This window comes from Klebsiella sp. M041 (genome assembly GCF_059759695.1).
This window is the reverse complement of the sequence record NZ_JCAXWU010000005.1, coordinates 332,976-347,675: the sequence shown is the minus strand read 5'-3', so window position 1 is coordinate 347,675 and position 14,700 is coordinate 332,976. Positions and strand designations below refer to the sequence as shown.

Annotated in this window: 16 protein-coding genes; 7 read left to right on the top strand and 9 right to left on the bottom strand. The window is 59.9% G+C overall.

Going from position 1 to position 14,700, the window contains the following annotated elements; translation table 11 throughout:
* The coding region (locus AC6CWS_RS08965; RefSeq protein WP_223602338.1) for a hypothetical protein at positions 1–79 on the bottom strand (79 nt) is incomplete at its 3' end.
* 241 nt (positions 80–320) lie between these two features.
* Here AC6CWS_RS08965 and ecpR point away from each other — a divergent pair.
* From ecpR to AC6CWS_RS08935, 6 genes are all read left to right on the top strand, one after another.
* Entirely contained in the window at positions 321–863 is a 543-nt protein-coding gene (gene ecpR / locus AC6CWS_RS08960; protein ID WP_023288544.1) for an ECP biosynthesis operon DNA-binding transcriptional regulator EcpR, read from the top strand.
* Positions 864–936: 73 nt separating this feature from the next.
* The gene (gene ecpA, locus AC6CWS_RS08955) at positions 937–1,524 is read left to right on the top strand and encodes a common pilus major fimbrillin subunit EcpA (RefSeq protein WP_023288545.1); all 588 of its coding nucleotides are present in this window, start codon (positions 937–939) and stop codon (positions 1,522–1,524) included.
* A 57-nt stretch (positions 1,525–1,581) separates the two neighbouring features.
* Positions 1,582–2,250, top strand: a complete 669-nt coding sequence (locus AC6CWS_RS08950; RefSeq protein WP_023288546.1) for an EcpB family pilus assembly chaperone — start codon at positions 1,582–1,584, stop codon at positions 2,248–2,250.
* A gap of 25 nt (positions 2,251–2,275) precedes the next feature.
* Entirely contained in the window at positions 2,276–4,801 is a 2,526-nt protein-coding gene (locus tag AC6CWS_RS08945; RefSeq protein ID WP_080901333.1) for a fimbrial biogenesis outer membrane usher protein, read from the top strand.
* Positions 4,791–6,434 carry a fimbrial adhesin EcpD gene (ecpD, locus tag AC6CWS_RS08940; RefSeq protein WP_065882847.1) on the top strand — a complete coding sequence of 548 codons (1,644 nt, stop codon included), beginning with the start codon at positions 4,791–4,793 and terminating at the stop codon, positions 6,432–6,434. The genes AC6CWS_RS08945 and ecpD overlap by 11 nt, the downstream gene beginning before the upstream one ends.
* Positions 6,403–7,113 carry a fimbrial biogenesis chaperone gene (locus AC6CWS_RS08935; protein ID WP_065882846.1) on the top strand — a complete coding sequence of 237 codons (711 nt, stop codon included), beginning with the start codon at positions 6,403–6,405 and terminating at the stop codon, positions 7,111–7,113. Before ecpD ends, AC6CWS_RS08935 begins: the two co-directional genes overlap by 32 nt.
* A 3-nt stretch (positions 7,114–7,116) precedes the next feature.
* Here AC6CWS_RS08935 and AC6CWS_RS08930 read toward each other — a convergent pair whose 3' ends face one another.
* The 4 genes from AC6CWS_RS08930 to AC6CWS_RS08915 are packed head-to-tail and all read right to left on the bottom strand — an operon-like array spanning position 7,117 to position 10,174.
* Entirely contained in the window at positions 7,117–7,806 is a 690-nt protein-coding gene (locus AC6CWS_RS08930) for an amino acid ABC transporter permease (protein ID WP_017900979.1), read from the bottom strand.
* Positions 7,796–8,548 carry an amino acid ABC transporter permease gene (locus AC6CWS_RS08925; protein ID WP_023288550.1) on the bottom strand — a complete coding sequence of 251 codons (753 nt, stop codon included), beginning with the start codon at positions 8,546–8,548 and terminating at the stop codon, positions 7,796–7,798. Before AC6CWS_RS08925 ends, AC6CWS_RS08930 begins: the two co-directional genes overlap by 11 nt.
* On the bottom strand, positions 8,545–9,363 hold the full coding sequence (locus AC6CWS_RS08920) for an amino acid ABC transporter ATP-binding protein (RefSeq protein WP_023288551.1): 819 nt from the start codon (positions 9,361–9,363) through the stop codon (positions 8,545–8,547). Before AC6CWS_RS08920 ends, AC6CWS_RS08925 begins: the two co-directional genes overlap by 4 nt.
* Position 9,364: 1 nt before the next feature.
* Complete coding sequence (locus AC6CWS_RS08915) at positions 9,365–10,174, bottom strand: ABC transporter substrate-binding protein (protein ID WP_002890106.1); 810 nt, start codon at positions 10,172–10,174, stop codon at positions 9,365–9,367.
* 833 nt (positions 10,175–11,007) lie between these two features.
* On the opposite strand from AC6CWS_RS08915, the gene AC6CWS_RS08910 reads away from it, so the two are divergent.
* Entirely contained in the window at positions 11,008–11,178 is a 171-nt protein-coding gene (locus tag AC6CWS_RS08910; protein ID WP_002890108.1) for a hypothetical protein, read from the top strand.
* A 116-nt stretch (positions 11,179–11,294) separates the two neighbouring features.
* Here AC6CWS_RS08910 and AC6CWS_RS08905 read toward each other — a convergent pair whose 3' ends face one another.
* From AC6CWS_RS08905 to AC6CWS_RS08890, 4 genes are read right to left on the bottom strand one after another with little or no spacing between them, the layout of a single operon-like run.
* A complete protein-coding gene (locus AC6CWS_RS08905; protein ID WP_004204908.1) occupies positions 11,295–11,990 on the bottom strand; it encodes an ABC transporter ATP-binding protein in 696 nt (231 codons plus the stop codon).
* Complete coding sequence (locus AC6CWS_RS08900; protein WP_032453292.1) at positions 11,983–12,765, bottom strand: ABC transporter ATP-binding protein; 783 nt, start codon at positions 12,763–12,765, stop codon at positions 11,983–11,985. Before AC6CWS_RS08900 ends, AC6CWS_RS08905 begins: the two co-directional genes overlap by 8 nt.
* The gene (locus AC6CWS_RS08895) at positions 12,752–13,801 is read right to left on the bottom strand and encodes a branched-chain amino acid ABC transporter permease (protein WP_065882845.1); all 1,050 of its coding nucleotides are present in this window, start codon (positions 13,799–13,801) and stop codon (positions 12,752–12,754) included. The genes AC6CWS_RS08900 and AC6CWS_RS08895 overlap by 14 nt, the downstream gene beginning before the upstream one ends.
* A complete protein-coding gene (locus AC6CWS_RS08890; RefSeq protein ID WP_002890128.1) occupies positions 13,801–14,700 on the bottom strand; it encodes a branched-chain amino acid ABC transporter permease in 900 nt (299 codons plus the stop codon). The genes AC6CWS_RS08895 and AC6CWS_RS08890 overlap by 1 nt, the downstream gene beginning before the upstream one ends.

Here is a 14,700-nt window from a genome sequence, read left to right as displayed (position 1 = left end):
GCCAGTTGGTGATTTTGAACTTTTGCTTTGCCACGGAACGGTCTGCGTTGTCGGGAAGATGCGTGATCTGATCCTTCAACTTAGCAAAAGTTCGATTTATTCAACAAAGCCGTTGACACTCTATAGGAAAAAACTTAAATTCAACGCCAAGCAGAAAATAATTATAGCTCAACCCCGCTTATCCAATATTGATAGGTAATGCGTGTCTTATTTAATGGCGATTTATTAAAGGAATGGAATACGCCAGTTAACTTTATAGGCCTGGCAAGCAGTGACGTTGTAAAAATGATTACTTCAAGGACTATGAGGTTAAAAACTATATGGAATATAAAAGCTGTTCCGATAAGTATATTTGGTCTGCCCATGACTCCTACTTCTATAAAGGATTATCCGAACTGATTGTTGATATCGACGAATTAATTTATCTGTCGCTAGAGAAAATCAGAAGAGATTTCGTGTTTATCAATCTCAATACGGCTTCGTTAAACGAGTTTATCAGGCGCGACAGCGAATGGCTATCCGCGGTAAAGGGGAAACAGGTCGTATTAATTGCGGCCAGAAAGTCAGAGGCCTTAGCGAATTACTGGTATTACAATAGCGATATTCGCGGCGTGGTATATGTTGGCCTGAGTCGCGATATTCGAAAAGAGCTGGCCTATGTGATTAATGGCAGGTTTCTCCGTAAAGATATTAAGAAAGATAAAATCACAGACCGGGAAATGAAAATTATCCGCATGACCGCCCAGGGCATGCAGCCGAAATCGATCGCCAGAATTGAAAATTGTAGCGTGAAGACAGTGTATACCCATCGGCGCAATGCTGAGGCCAAGCTGTATTCCAAAATATATAAGTTAGTTCAGTAACACCCAGGCAAGTTAATTTTTGAATGGTTCACCGGGACATCATGTCCTTAATTCAACTCAGGAAGAAAAAGCGATGAAAAAAAAGGTTCTGGCAATAGCTCTGGTAACGGCGTTTACCGGTATGGGTGTGGCGCAGGCTGCTGACGTAACGGCTCAGGCTGTAGCGACCTGGTCTGCGACCGCCAAAAAAGACACCACCAGCAAACTGGTCGTCACCCCGCTCGGTAGCCTGGCGTTCCAGTATGCCGAAGGCGTGAAAGGTTTTAACTCACAGAAAGGTCTGTTTGACGTGGCAATTGAGGGTGACGCAACGGCGACCGCCTTTAAGCTGACCTCGCGTCTTATCACCAACACCTTAACCCAGCTGGATACCTCCGGCTCCACGCTGAGCGTGGGCGTGGATTATAACGGCGCAGCGGTGGAAAAAACCGGTGATACCGTGATGATCGATACCGCCAACAACATTCTGGGCGGCAACCTCAGCGCGCTGGCTAATGGCTACAACGCCAGCGGCCGCACCACCGCGCAGGATGGTTTCACCTTCTCTATCATCAGCGGCACCACTGACGGCACCACCGCCGTGACCGATTACAGCACCCTGCCGGAAGGGATCTGGAGCGGCGACGTTAGCGTACAGTTCGACGCCACCTGGACCAGCTGATCCTTCTGATGCACCAGCAGGGGGGCTCCCCCTGCTTTTTTCACGGACGGAATTGTTATGAAAAAGCACCTTCTGGCCCTCGGGCTGCTGCTAGCCGGAGTGTCGCCGGCACAGGCGCTGGATGTCGGCGATATCTCATCTTTTATGAACAGCGGCAGCAGCACGCTGAGCAAAACGATCAAGAACAGCACCGACAGCGGCCGGCTGATCAATATCCATCTCGAACGGCTCTCTTCCCCGCTGGATGACGGACAGGTTATCCCGATGGATAAACCGGATGAGGTGCTGCTCACTCCCGCCAGCCTGCTGCTACCCGCCCAGGCCAGCGATGTGATCCGCTTCTTCTACAAAGGCCCGGCGGATGACAAAGAGCGCTACTACCGCATTGTCTGGTTCGACCAGGCGCTCAGCGATGCCCAGCGCGATAACGCCACCCGCAGCGCGGTGGCCACCGCTTCCGCCCGCATCGGCACCATCCTGGTGGTGGCGCCCCGGCAGGTGAACTACCGCTTTCAGTACGCCAACGGCTCCCTGACCAACACCGGGAACGCGACGCTGCGGATCCTCGCCTACGGCCCTTGCCTGAAGGCCGCCGAGGGTAAGGAGTGTAAGGAAAACTACTACCTGATGCCGGGTAAATCACGCCGTTTTACGCGCGTGGACACGGCGGATAAAAAAGGGCGGGTTGCGCTTTGGCAGGGTGAGCAGTTTGTTCCCGTGAAATAGACAGCTGTGCAGATGGATAACGACGATGCCTCTACAACGGATTTCCCCAGGACTGAAAACACGACTTGCCTTCGGCATGTTTTTTTTGTTCGTTCAGCCCGACGCCAGCGCGGCTGCCCCAGGGGCGCAGCAGATTGGCGGGGTGATTATTCCGCAGGCCTTCAGCCAGGCGCTGCAGGACGGCATGAGCGTTCCGCTCTATATTCATCTTGCCGGCAGCCAGGACACCCGGGACGATCAGCGGATCGGCAGCGCCTTTATCTGGCTGGACGGCGGCCAGCTGCGCGTTCGGCAGATCCGGCTGGAGGACAGTGAGGGTAACGCCAGCGTCAGCGAACAGACCCGCCAGCAGCTGACTGGCCTCGCCAACGCCCCGTTCAGCGAGGCGCTCACCATCACGCTGACCGACAGCGCGCAGCTGGATCTCAGCCTGCGCCAGCTGCTGCTGCAGCTGGTGGTCAAGCGCGAGGCGCTGGGCACCGTGCTGCGCTCGCGCAGCGAAGACATCGGCCAGTCGAGCGTCAACGCCCTCAGCAGCAACCTGAGCTATAACCTCGGCGTCTATAACAACCAGATGCGCAACGGCGGGAGCAACACCTCCAGCTATCTGTCGCTGAACAACGTCACGGCGCTGCGTGAGCATCATGTGGTGCTCGACGGCTCGCTGTACGGGATCGGCAGCGGTCAGCAGGACAGTGAATTATATAAGGCCATGTATGAACGCGATTTCGCCGGCCACCGCTTTGCCGGCGGGATGCTTGACACCTGGAACCTGCAGTCCCTGGGGCCGATGACCGCTATTTCGGCGGGCAAGATTTACGGCCTTTCCTGGGGGAACCAGGCCAGCTCCACCGTCTTCGACAACAGCCAGTCCGCCACGCCGGTGATCGCCTTTCTGCCGGCGGCGGGCGAGGTGCATCTCACTCGTGACGGCCGGTTGCTGAGCGTCCAGAACTTCGCCATGGGGAACCATGAAGTGGATACCCGCGGCCTGCCGTACGGTATTTACGACGTGGAGGTGGAGGTGATCGTCAACGGGCGGGTGGTCAGCAAACGCACCCAGCGGGTCAATAAGCTGTTCAGCCGGGGACGCGGCGCCGGCGCGCCGCTGGCGTGGCAGGTGTGGGGCGGCAGTTTTCATATGGATCGCTGGTCGGAGAGCGGGAAAAAGACCCGGCCGGCGAAAGAGAGCTGGCTGGCGGGCCTCTCGGCCTCCGGGTCGCTCAGCACCCTAAGCTGGGCGGCAACGGGCTATGGCTACGACAACCAGGCGGTGGGAGAAACCCGCCTGACGCTGCCGCTGGGCGAGTCGATCAACGTTAACCTGCAAAATATGCTGGCCAGCGACAGCTCGTGGAGCAGCGTCGGCAGCATCAGCGCCACGCTGCCGGGGGGCTTTAGTTCAGTGTGGGTCAACCAGGAGAGAACCCGCATTGGCGATCAGTTGCGACGCAGCGATGCCGACAACCGGGCGATCGGCGGCACCCTCAACCTCAACGCGCTGTGGTCGAAGCTGGGGACATTCAGCGTCAGCTACAACGATGACCGTCGCTACAACAGTCATTACTACACCGCGGATTACTATCAGACGGTCTACAGCGGCGCTTTTGGATCGCTCGGCCTGCGGGCGGGGATCCAGCGCTATAACAATGGCGACAGCAGCGCCAACACCGGGAAATATATCGCCCTCGATCTGTCGCTGCCGCTGGGCAACTGGTTCAGCGCCGGGATGACCCATCAGAACGGCTACACCATGGCTAACCTCTCAGCGCGCAAGCAGTTTGATGAAGGCACCATTCGCACCATCGGCGCCAATCTGTCGCGGGCCATCTCCGGCGATACCGGGGATGACAAAACCCTCAGCGGCGGGGCGTATGCCCAGTTCGACGCCCGCTACGCCAGCGGCACGCTGAACGTCAACAGCGCGGCGGACGGCTACGTCAACACCAACCTCACCGCCAGCGGCAGCGTCGGCTGGCAGGGCAAAAATATCGCCGCCAGCGGACGAACCGACGGCAACGCCGGGGTGATCTTCAACACCGGACTGGAGGATGACGGTCAGATCAGCGCCAGGGTCAACGGGCGGATCTTCCCGCTCAGCGGCAAGCGTAACTATCTGCCGCTCTCTCCCTATGGCCGCTATGAGGTGGAGCTGCAAAACAGCAAAAACTCGCTCGACAGTTACGACATCGTCAGCGGGCGCAAGAGTCATCTGACCCTCTATCCCGGCAACGTGGCGGTGATTGAGCCTGAGGTGAAGCAGATGGTCACCGTCTCCGGTCGTATTCGGGCGGAAGACGGCACGCTGCTGGCGAATGCGCGGATTAACAACCATATCGGCCGTACCCGCACCGATGAAAATGGCGAGTTTGTCATGGATGTGGATAAGAAATACCCCACGATCGATTTCAGCTACGGCGGCAATAAAACCTGCGAAGTGGCGCTGGAGCTCAGCCAGGCGCGCGGCGCCGTCTGGGTGGGGGATGTGGTTTGCAGCGGCCTCTCGTCGTGGGCGGCGGCGCAGCAGACAGGAGAAGAGAATGAAAGTTAACCCCTTAATCGCCCTGGCGATCCTCGCGCTGCTCTGGCCGGCGGCCGCGCTCAGGGCGGCGGTGTCGAAGACCACCTGGTCGGATGCGCCGGCGCGCGAGTTTGTGTTTGTGGAAAACAACGCCGACGACAACTTTTTCGTCACCCCCGGCGGGGCGCTGGATCCGCGCATGACCGGCGCCAACCGCTGGACCGGCTTAAAATACACCGGCTCCGGGACCATCTATCAGCAGAGTCTCGGCTATATCGATAACGGCTACAACACCGGGCTCAATGCCAACTGGAAGTTTGATATGTGGCTGGAAAACTCGCCGGTTTCGCACCCTTTAACCGGCCTGCGCTGCATCAACTGGTACGCCGGGTGCGATATGGCCACCAGTCTGATCCTGCCGCAAACCACCGACGCCAGCGGGTTCTATGGCGCGACGGTGACCAGCGGCGGCGCGAAGTGGATGCACGGTATGATGTCGGACGCCTTCTATCAGTATCTGCAGCAGATGCCGGTCGGCGGCAGCTTCACGATGACCATCAATGCCTGCCAGACCTCGGTGAACTACGACGCCAGCAGCGGCGCGCGCTGTAAGGATCAAGCCTCCGGCAACTGGTATGTGCGCAATGTCACCCACACCAAAGCCGCGAGCCTGCGGTTGATAAACACCCACTCGCTGGCGGAGGTGTTTATCAACAGCGATGGCGTGCCGACCCTCGGGGAAGGGAACGCCGACTGCCGGACGCAGACCATCGGCAGCCGCTCAGGGTTAAGCTGTAAGATGGTCAACTATACGTTGCAGACCAATGGGTTAAGCAACACCTCGATCCATATTTTCCCGGCGATCGCCAACTCGTCGCTGGCCTCGGCCGTCGGGGCGTACGATATGCAGTTCAGCCTCAACGGCAGCTCATGGAAGCCGGTGAGCAATACCGCCTATTACTACACCTTCAACGAGATGAAGAGCTCAGACGCAATCTATGTATTCTTCTCCAGCAACTTCTTTAAGCAGATGGTGAATCTCGGGATCAGCGATATCAATACCAAGGATCTGTTCAACTTTCGCTTCCAGAACACCACCTCGCCGGAGTCAGGCTGGTATGAGTTTTCCACCTCCAATACGCTGATTATCAAGCCCCGTGATTTCAGCATCAGCATTATCTCCGACGAATATACCTCGGCGCCGTCGCGGGAGGGGGATGTCGGCAGCGGCGAACCGGCGCTCGATTTCGGCTACATCGTCACCACCAGCGGTAAAACGGCCGCCGACGAAGTGCTGATCAAAGTGACCGGACCGGCGCAGGTGATTGGCGGGCGCTCCTACTGTCTCTTTAGCTCCGATGACGGTACGGCGAAAGTGCCGTTCCCGGCGACGCTCTCTTTTATCACCCGCAGCGGCGCGACACAGACCTACGACGCCGGGTGCGATGACAGCTGGCGGGATATGACCGATGCGCTGTGGCTGACCACGCCGTGGACCGATATCTCCGGCGAAGTGGGGCAGATGGATAAGACCACGGTGAAATTCTCGATTCCGATGGATAACGCCATTTCGCTGCGGACGGTAGACGATAACGGCTGGTTTGGCGAAGTCAGCGCTTCAGGAGAGATTCATGTCCAGGCGACGTGGCGCAACATTAACTAAGGCCCTGCTGACGGTGGGCTGCCTGCTGGTGGCTCCGCTGGCGCAGGCTATCTCGGTCGGCAACCTGACCTTTTCCCTGCCGGCTGAAGCGGATTTCGCCAGCAAACGGGTGGTCAACAACAATAAAAGCGCGCGGCTGTACCGCATCACCGTCAGCGCCATCGATCGCCCGGGCGGCAGCGAAGTGCGCTCCCGGCCGGTGGATGGCGAGCTGCTGTTCGCCCCCCGTCAGCTGGCGCTGCAGGCCGGGGAGAGCGAATACTTCAAATTTTACTATCATGGCCCGCGGGACAACCGCGAGCGCTATTATCGGGTCTCGTTTCGCGAAATCCCCACCCGCAACCTGACGAGGCGCGGCCCGACCGGCGGCGAGGTCAGCATGGAGCCGGTGGTGGTGATGGATACCATTCTGGTGGTGCGCCCGCGCGAGGTGCAGTTTAAATGGTCTTTCGATAAGGTGGCCGGGACGGTGAGCAACACCGGCAATACCTGGTTTAAGCTGCTGATTAAGCCAGGATGCGATTCGACCGAAGAGGAGGGGGACGCGTGGTATCTGCGTCCCGGGGACGTGGTTCGCCAGCCGGCGCTGCGCAAGCCGGGGAACCACTATCTGGTCTATAACGACAAATTTATTAAGATCAGCGATACCTGCCCGCTGAAGCCCCGCCCCGCGGAGTGAACCTTACCCGGCGGTCGCACGGCGGGTAAAGCGCCGGCTGGCCAGCAGGCTCAGACCGCAGCACAGCAGGTAGTACACCGCGCCGGTGAAGACGAAGATCGCCAGGGGATAGATCTGCACCCGGTTGTTGACCTGGCCGGCCACGGTGGTCAGCTCCGGGACGTTGACGATAAACGCCAGCGAAGTGTCCTTCAGCAGGCCGATAAAGATCCCCACCAGCGACGGCTGAACGTTGCGCAGCGCCTGCGGGAGCAGCACCAGGCGCAGCGTTTGCCCGGGGGCGAAGCCCTGAGTCAGCGCCGCCTCATACTGACCTTTCGGCAGCGACTGCAGCCCGGCCAGCACCGAGTGCATCACCGAGGCGGCGGTAAACCACGCCAGCGCCAGGGTCACGGTCACCGCGCCGGGCAGATCGCCGCCGGTCAGCATCGGCAGCAGATACCACAGCCAGAAGATGACAAATATCAGCGGGATGCCGCGGATAATTTCCGCCCACAGAAACAGCAGACGCCGCGTCAGTCCGCCGTAGCGCCAGGCCAGGCCCGCCAGCGCAATGCCTCCCGGCAGCGCCAGCAGCGTGGCGCCGATAGCCATCAGCAGGGTCAGGGCCACGCCGCCGGGCTGGCCCTCCGCCAGCCGGCCCCACAGCAGGTAATCAAGGTTATCGGCGATCACCGCCAGATTAGCGTTCATGTTGGGCGCTCCGTTGCAGTTTTCTTCCCGGGCCGAGACGCGTTAGCGCCACGCCCATCGCCACCCCCAGCGCCAGGTACAGCGCGGTGCCGACGGCAAAAGCCTCCAGGGCGTGCGCGTTATAGCTCTCAATCTGCCGCACCTGATAGGTCAGTTCCGCAAAGCCGATGCCGCTGGCCAGCGATGAGAGTTTCATCAGGTTGAGATACTGGCCGACAATCGGCTGCCAGGCGTTGGCCAGCCCCTGCGGCAGAAGGATAAAGCGCAGCTCCTGCCACGGCGTAAAGCCCTGCGACAGCGCGGCTTCCCGCTGCCCGTGGCTGACGGCGCGCAGTCCGGAGGCGATCTCTTCCACCAGAAAGGCGGAGGTAAAAACCCCCAGCCCCCACATTGAGCAGAGGAACTCCGGCGTCAGCCACCAGACGTTGCCCGGCAGAATGGACCAGGCGTGCTCGTCGTTCACCACGTTCTTCACCGCCAGCGGCAGCAGGTTCCAGGCGGCAAAGTACCAGAACAGCAGCTGGACCAGCAGCGGGGTATTGCGAAACAGCGAGACCCACGCGGCCACCAGCCCGCGCCCCGCGCGGCCGCCGCCGAGACGCAGGGCCAGCAGCAGAACCGCCAGCAGGGTGGCGAGCAGGATCCCGGCGACGCTGACCCAGACGGTGGTGAGAAAACCAGAGATAATCCATTGCAACGGCTGTCCGCTCAGGACGCCGTGCCAGTCAAGCATCGGCGTCACTCGAGGCTCTCCTGGTGCAGCGGATCCAGCACCTTCTGCAGAAAACGCCGCGCGCGGGCATGCTGCGGATGGGCGAAAAACTCAGCCGGCGGGGCGACCTCGAGAATGTCGCCGCCGTCGATAAACACCACCCGGTCGGCAATTTCGCGGGCAAACTGCATCTCGTGGGTCACCACCAGCATGGTGATCCCGCTGTGGGCGAGGTTTTTCATCACCTGCAAAACTTCGCCGATCATCTCCGGGTCGAGGGCCGAAGTGGGCTCATCGAACAGGATAATCTGCGGCGAGGAGGCCAGGGCGCGGGCGATCGCCACCCGCTGCTGCTGGCCGCCGGAGAGCTGCGCCGGCATCTGCTGCGCTTTCTCCTCCAGCCCAACCTGACGCAGCAGCGCCAGCGCCCGCTCCTGTGCCGCGCTTTTTCCCCAGCCGTGGACGCGCTCCAGCGCCAGCGTGATGTTCTCCTGCGCCGTCAGGTGGGCGTAAAGGTTGAACTGCTGGAAGACAAAGCCGACTCGGCTGCGCAGCTGGCGCAAGGCGCTGCCGCTCAGCCGGCTGGTGGGTTTGCCGTCGATCAGGATCTCGCCGCCGCTTAAGGATTCGAGCTGGTTGATCAGGCGGATCAGCGTCGATTTTCCCGATCCGGAAGGGCCGAGGATCGCCACCACTTCGCCGGGATCGACCTGCAGGTTGATGGCGTTAAGCACCTGATGATCGCCGTAGCGCTTGGCCACCTCACGAAAGGTAATGCTGGCGCGCTGCAGACGTGAAAAATCCGCGGCCGGAGCCGCGGAGTGGGAGAATAAACCCGAGAACATATTATTTCGCTTCTATGGTAAAGGCGCGCGGCTGCGGCGTTTTAGTGGCAGGGCCAAACCAGACATCGTAAATTTTCGCAGCTTCGCCGGTTTTCTCCAGCTTCACCAGCTCATCGTTGACGGCCTTCAGCAGGGCTGGTTCGCCTTTCTTCACCCCCACGCCAATCTCTTCTTTGCTGAGCAGGTCGGGCAGAATTTTAAACTTGGCTTTATCCGGCGCTTCCGCCAGCAGACCGGCAAGGATGGTGCTGTCCTGGGTGATGGCCTGGACGTTGCCGTTGCGCAGGGCGGTCAGGGCCAGCGGAATATCGTCATAGGAGAGGACGCGAGCCTGCGGGAAACGCTGGTGCAGCGCCTGTTCGCCGGTGGTGCCTTTCACCGCGCCGATGCGCGCTTTGCTGTACTCATCAAGCTTATCCGGAGAGCCGGCCGGCACGAGGAACTGCTGGCCGGTGACGAAATACGGCGTTGAGAAATCAATAACCTGGGCCCGCTCCGGGGTGATGGTAATGTCGGCGACGATCAGGTCGGCTTTGCCGGACTGCAGCAGCGGAATACGGTTGGCCGGGTTAGTGGCCACCAGTTCGAGTTTGACGCCGAGCGCTTTCGCCAGCGCCTGGGCAAAGTCGACGTCGTAGCCGACGATATGGTGGGTTTTGGCGTCCACGGAGCCGAACGGCGGGTTGGCGTCAAAGGTGGCGACTTTCACGACGCCGGCGGCTTTGATGTCAGCCAGCTGGTCGGCCTGCGCCTGCGAGGCGAGCAGCAGCATACCCAGCGCCAGTGCGATTTTTGTGGTTTTGTTGCGCATATTTTTTCCCCTGAATCCCTGTTTTGTTTTGTGGACATCACGCTCCCACACATTCCCCGTCGGCGGCAAAGAAGAAAAAATTCTTATCTATAACGAAAAAGAACTTAACAAACCTGTGGGTATTCTTTATGCGCAGGTAGCGTTTTACCGGCGCAGTCACGACTGCCGGGCGGTCCTCTTTCCCTCCGGAGAGAGGGTGAGGGTGAGGGATAGGGGTAATTTTCCGTTCACTTTGCGTTTGCGAGAAAATGGTGGTTCTTTGCCGGTGAACGGGTAAAGGGGGAGAAAACCGTCTCCCCTTTACAATCCCCCCGGTCCCGCAGAGAAATCGGTGCTGCGCACTACGCTCACCTCCCGGTCATCAGCCTGCGGTCGGCTCAACTCGATACTACTCGTCCCATCCCTGGGACTCGCCCCTGCGGGGCCAGCGCAAGCGCTGTTCAAAATTGCTCCCGGCAATTTTGTCGTGTCTCGAATCGCCTCTGGCCGCCCTCCATGGCGGCCAGCCCTTGTCTGCCGACCTCCGGTTCGCCGATTTCAGCGGGAATCGGGCCCGCTGCACGCCCGTAGGTTTCAGGAGCCATTTCATAGCTATCAGAACATATCCGTTAAAAATGGTATGTGCCTTTCCCTGTGGCCCCGCGGTGTATACCGGTGCGGCAACGACAGCCGAACGGCCCTCTTTCCCTCCGGAGAGAGGGTGAGGGTGACAGGACCGGGCGTAATATGCGCCAGCCAGGATTGCAAATTCGGAATTAATATTTCCCGCGCCCGGCCAACTGTGGTTGAAATAGACCCAGGCGATTCGCTTCCCGACAGAGGAGAAAACGAAAGTGGCATTGTGGCAACGGTTAACGGGCTGGCTGGCTTTTTTGTCCAACGGTGAAGCCGGACAGCAAGATACTCAACGCGTCATGGAGGCGATCCTGCCGGTGGCCAGCCTCTACGGCGTGGACATTGGCAACGTGGAAACCCGGTGGTTCCGTCATGATAAGACATACTGAGCGACGCAGGACGCGTGAAGCCTACTGGAACGAGGTGTGCTTTGTGTAGCAAGAGACTGCCTGAGGTTGCGGCATCGCAGGAGGCGCCGCCGCAGCCCAGGCAGTTTTAACCACCCTTATCCCCCCAGATACATCCGCTTAATTTCCGGGTTAGTCAGCATCTCCCGCGCCGCGCCTGACAAGGTGATCCGGCCATTCTCCAGGACATACGCCCGATCGGCGATCGCCAGCGCGGCCGTCGCATTCTGCTCCACCAGCAGCACCGTCATATTCTCTTCGCGCAGTTGCTTAATGATGCCGAACAGCTCGCCGACAATTTTCGGCGCCAGCCCGAGGCTTGGTTCATCCAGCATCAATAACACCGGCTCGCTCATCAGCGCCCGGGCGATGGCCAGCATCTGCTGCTCGCCGCCGCTCATGGTGCCCGCCATCTGATGACGCCGCTCCTTGAGCCGTGGAAAGAGGGCGTACATACGATCGCGCAGGCGGGTGTAGCCGGCGAGATTATTGTAAGCGCCCATGCGCAGGTTCTCTTCGATGGTCAGGTTGGTAAAGACCCGGCGTCCCTCCGGCACCAGCGCCAGCCCGCGACGTACGATCTGGTGGGTCTGGCTGCGCGAGATATCGTCGTTGAGGAAGCTGACGCGCCCGCTGGAGCGCACCAGGTTGACGATCCCATTGAGGGTAGAGGTTTTACCGGCGCCATTGCTGCCGATCAGGGTGACGATCTCCCGGTCATAAACATCGATATCGACGCCTTTCAGTCCCTGGATCACGCCGTAAAAGACCTTCAGTTCCCTGGCGTTAAGCATAATTGGCTTCTCCCAGATAAGCGGAAATGACGTCCGGATGCTGGATCGCCTCGGCCATCAGGCCGCTGAACAATGGCTTACCATACTCCAGGACCATCACCCGTTCGCACAGGCGGTTGACGAAGGGCATATCGTGCTCGATTAACAGGACGCTGAGCTGATAGTCATGGCGCATGCGGAAGATCAGCTCCGCCAGATCCTCGGTCTCCTTCGGGTTCATCCCGGCGGCCGGCTCATCGAGCAGCAGCAGCTTCGGCGAGGTGGCCAGCGCGCGGGCGATCTCCACTTTGCGCTGGTTGCCATAGCTCAGGTTCGTGGCCTGCATATGGGCGAAGTGGGCGATGCCGATGTCTTCCAGAATGGCCATCGCTTTGGCCTTCGCCGCCCGCTCGGCCGGAAAGTAGCGGCCAATGTGCAGGGCCGCCTCCAGCAGCGAATAGCGGCTGGCCCGGTCAAGCCCGACCATCACGTTCTCCAGCACCGTCATCGAGTTAAACAGCCGGATATTCTGGAAGGTGCGGGCGATCCCGGCGTTGACCACCTGGTTGGGCTTTAGCCCCTTCAGCGAGGTGCCCGCGAGGGTGACGCTGCCGCTGGTGGGCTTATAGTTGGCGGTGATGACGTTAAACAGGGTCGTTTTGCCCGCGCCGTTCGGGCCGATAAGGCCAAAGATCTCCGCTTCGTCAACATGGAAGCTGACGTTGTCGATGGCCCGCAGGCCGCCAAACTGCATGGTGACGTCCTGCACCTGAAGGATGATTTTATTTTCCGCCATAGCTGCTGTTCCTTCTTCCCATCTGCCAAATCTCTTTTTTCCCCAGCAGCCCTTCGCGGGCGAAAAGCATGATGATCAGCAGCAGCAGGGAGAAGACCACCATTCGCAGGCCCGGATAGGCGCCGAGATCGTGACCGAATAACTGCAGCGGCTGGTCGAGAAAGCGCAGCCACTCGCCGCTGCCGACCACCAGCACGGTGCCGAGCAGGGCGCCGGTGGTGCTGCCGAGTCCGCCGAGGACGATAATAATCAGTAGCTGGAAGGTGAGCATAAAGTCGAACAGCCCCGGGGAAATGGTGGTCAGCAGGGAAGCCAGCAGACCGCCGCCGATCCCTTCGAAGAAGGCGCTGGTGGCGAAGGCGCAGGTTTTAATGCGGAAGGTGTTGACCCCCATGGCGATCGCCGCATCTTCATCGTCGCGAATGGCTTTCATCATCCGGCCATACTTCGACCACACCAGCTGGAGGATCATGCCGGTGGCCAGCAGGGCGAACAGGCCGCACCAGAACAGGAGATGCGGCTGCTGCGGAATATCGTTCAGCCCGATGGCGCCGTTGGTGATTTGCGGGTTGTTAATGGCGAGGATCTTGATGATAAACCCGAAGCCGAGGGTGACGATGGCCAGGTAGTCGCCGCGCACCCGGAAGACCGGCACGGCGAGGCACACCGCCAGCGCCGCCGCGCACAGGCCACTTATCAGCAGGGCGGGGAGGAAGCCCGCGTGCAGGCTGAGGATCCACGGGCTGGGGGCGGCCATTTCAAACATGTCTACCTTGCTGTCGCTGGAGAGGATCAGCAGGGCGGTGACGTAGGCGCCCACCGCCACGAAGCCGTTCGGCTCCAGCGACAGCTGGCCGGTCACGCCGTTGATCAGGTTGTAGCTGACCGCGAGGATCATAAAGATAAAAATGGTGCTGATGACGCGAACAATGTAGTCATTGAAAACCACGTTGATTCCGGCCAGCAGCGCGATACAGATGACAATAATGGCCAGGTTGCGCAGCTGCGCCCCGGCGGTGGTCGTCGCGTTGAGCATCAGAAACGGCTCCTTTCCAGACGTTCGTCGCCCATAATGCCGACCGGGCGGAACAAGAGGACCAGAATCAAGAACAGGAAGGCGAAAGCGTCTTTATAGCCGCCCAGTTCGGGGAAGATCGCCACCGCGACCACCTCGGTAAAGCCGAGAATAAAGCCGCCGAGCACCGCGCCGGTGACGCTGCCGATCCCGCCCAGCACGGCGGCGGCGAAGGCCTTCAGGCCGATAAGCACGCCCATCAGGGGATCGATCGTCGGGTAGCTGATGGAGTAGAACACGCCGCCGAGCGCCGCGAGGCTGCTGCCGAGGGCGAAGACCAGGGAGATGATCCGGTTGGCGTCAATGCCCATCAGACGCACGGTGTTGACGTCAAAGGCTACCGCGCGGATCGCCATTCCATAGCGGGTGCGGTACAGCAGCCAGAGGATCGCCAGCAGCAGCAGGACGGTGATCAGCGGCACAATCCACGCCACGTTGGTAATGATGACGCTGCCGAAGGCCCGGGTCTGGTTGAAAAAGTCAGGGGCGGAGAAGAAGCGCGAGCTGCCGCCAAACAGCACATTAAACAGGTTTTCGAGGAAGAAGCTGACGCCGATGGCGGTGATCAGCATGGAGATTTTCGAGGCCTGGCGCAGCGGACGATAGGCGACCCGGTCAATCAGCATGCCAAACAGGCCGCACAGCCCGAGGGTCAGGAAAACGGCTACCCCGAAGGGTAGCCCAACCGAAGAAAATAAAAACAGCGTACTAAACGCGCCGACCATCATCACGTCCGCATGGGCGAAGTTGATCAGCCTTAGCACGCCATAAACCATCGTATAACCGATGGCAATCAGGGCGTACATGCCCCCAAGACTCATTCCATTGACCACTTGCTGGAGAAAAATGGCGCCGTCCAT

Coding starts and splice junctions, on each gene's coding strand:
- ecpD (WP_065882847.1), top strand. CDS start 4,791: ATGAAAGTTAACCCCTTAATCGCCCTGGCGATCCTCGCGCTGCTCTGG.
- ecpR (WP_023288544.1), top strand. CDS start 321: ATGGAATATAAAAGCTGTTCCGATAAGTATATTTGGTCTGCCCATGAC.
- AC6CWS_RS08905 (WP_004204908.1), bottom strand. CDS start 11,990: ATGCTTAACGCCAGGGAACTGAAGGTCTTTTACGGCGTGATCCAGGGA.
- AC6CWS_RS08920 (WP_023288551.1), bottom strand. CDS start 9,363: ATGTTCTCGGGTTTATTCTCCCACTCCGCGGCTCCGGCCGCGGATTTT.
- AC6CWS_RS08895 (WP_065882845.1), bottom strand. CDS start 13,801: ATGCTCAACGCGACGACCACCGCCGGGGCGCAGCTGCGCAACCTGGCC.
- AC6CWS_RS08890 (WP_002890128.1), bottom strand. CDS start 14,700: ATGGACGGCGCCATTTTTCTCCAGCAAGTGGTCAATGGAATGAGTCTT.
- AC6CWS_RS08915 (WP_002890106.1), bottom strand. CDS start 10,174: ATGCGCAACAAAACCACAAAAATCGCACTGGCGCTGGGTATGCTGCTG.
- ecpA (WP_023288545.1), top strand. CDS start 937: ATGAAAAAAAAGGTTCTGGCAATAGCTCTGGTAACGGCGTTTACCGGT.
- AC6CWS_RS08930 (WP_017900979.1), bottom strand. CDS start 7,806: ATGAACGCTAATCTGGCGGTGATCGCCGATAACCTTGATTACCTGCTG.
- AC6CWS_RS08945 (WP_080901333.1), top strand. CDS start 2,276: ATGCCTCTACAACGGATTTCCCCAGGACTGAAAACACGACTTGCCTTC.
- AC6CWS_RS08900 (WP_032453292.1), bottom strand. CDS start 12,765: ATGGCGGAAAATAAAATCATCCTTCAGGTGCAGGACGTCACCATGCAG.
- AC6CWS_RS08935 (WP_065882846.1), top strand. CDS start 6,403: ATGTCCAGGCGACGTGGCGCAACATTAACTAAGGCCCTGCTGACGGTG.
- AC6CWS_RS08950 (WP_023288546.1), top strand. CDS start 1,582: ATGAAAAAGCACCTTCTGGCCCTCGGGCTGCTGCTAGCCGGAGTGTCG.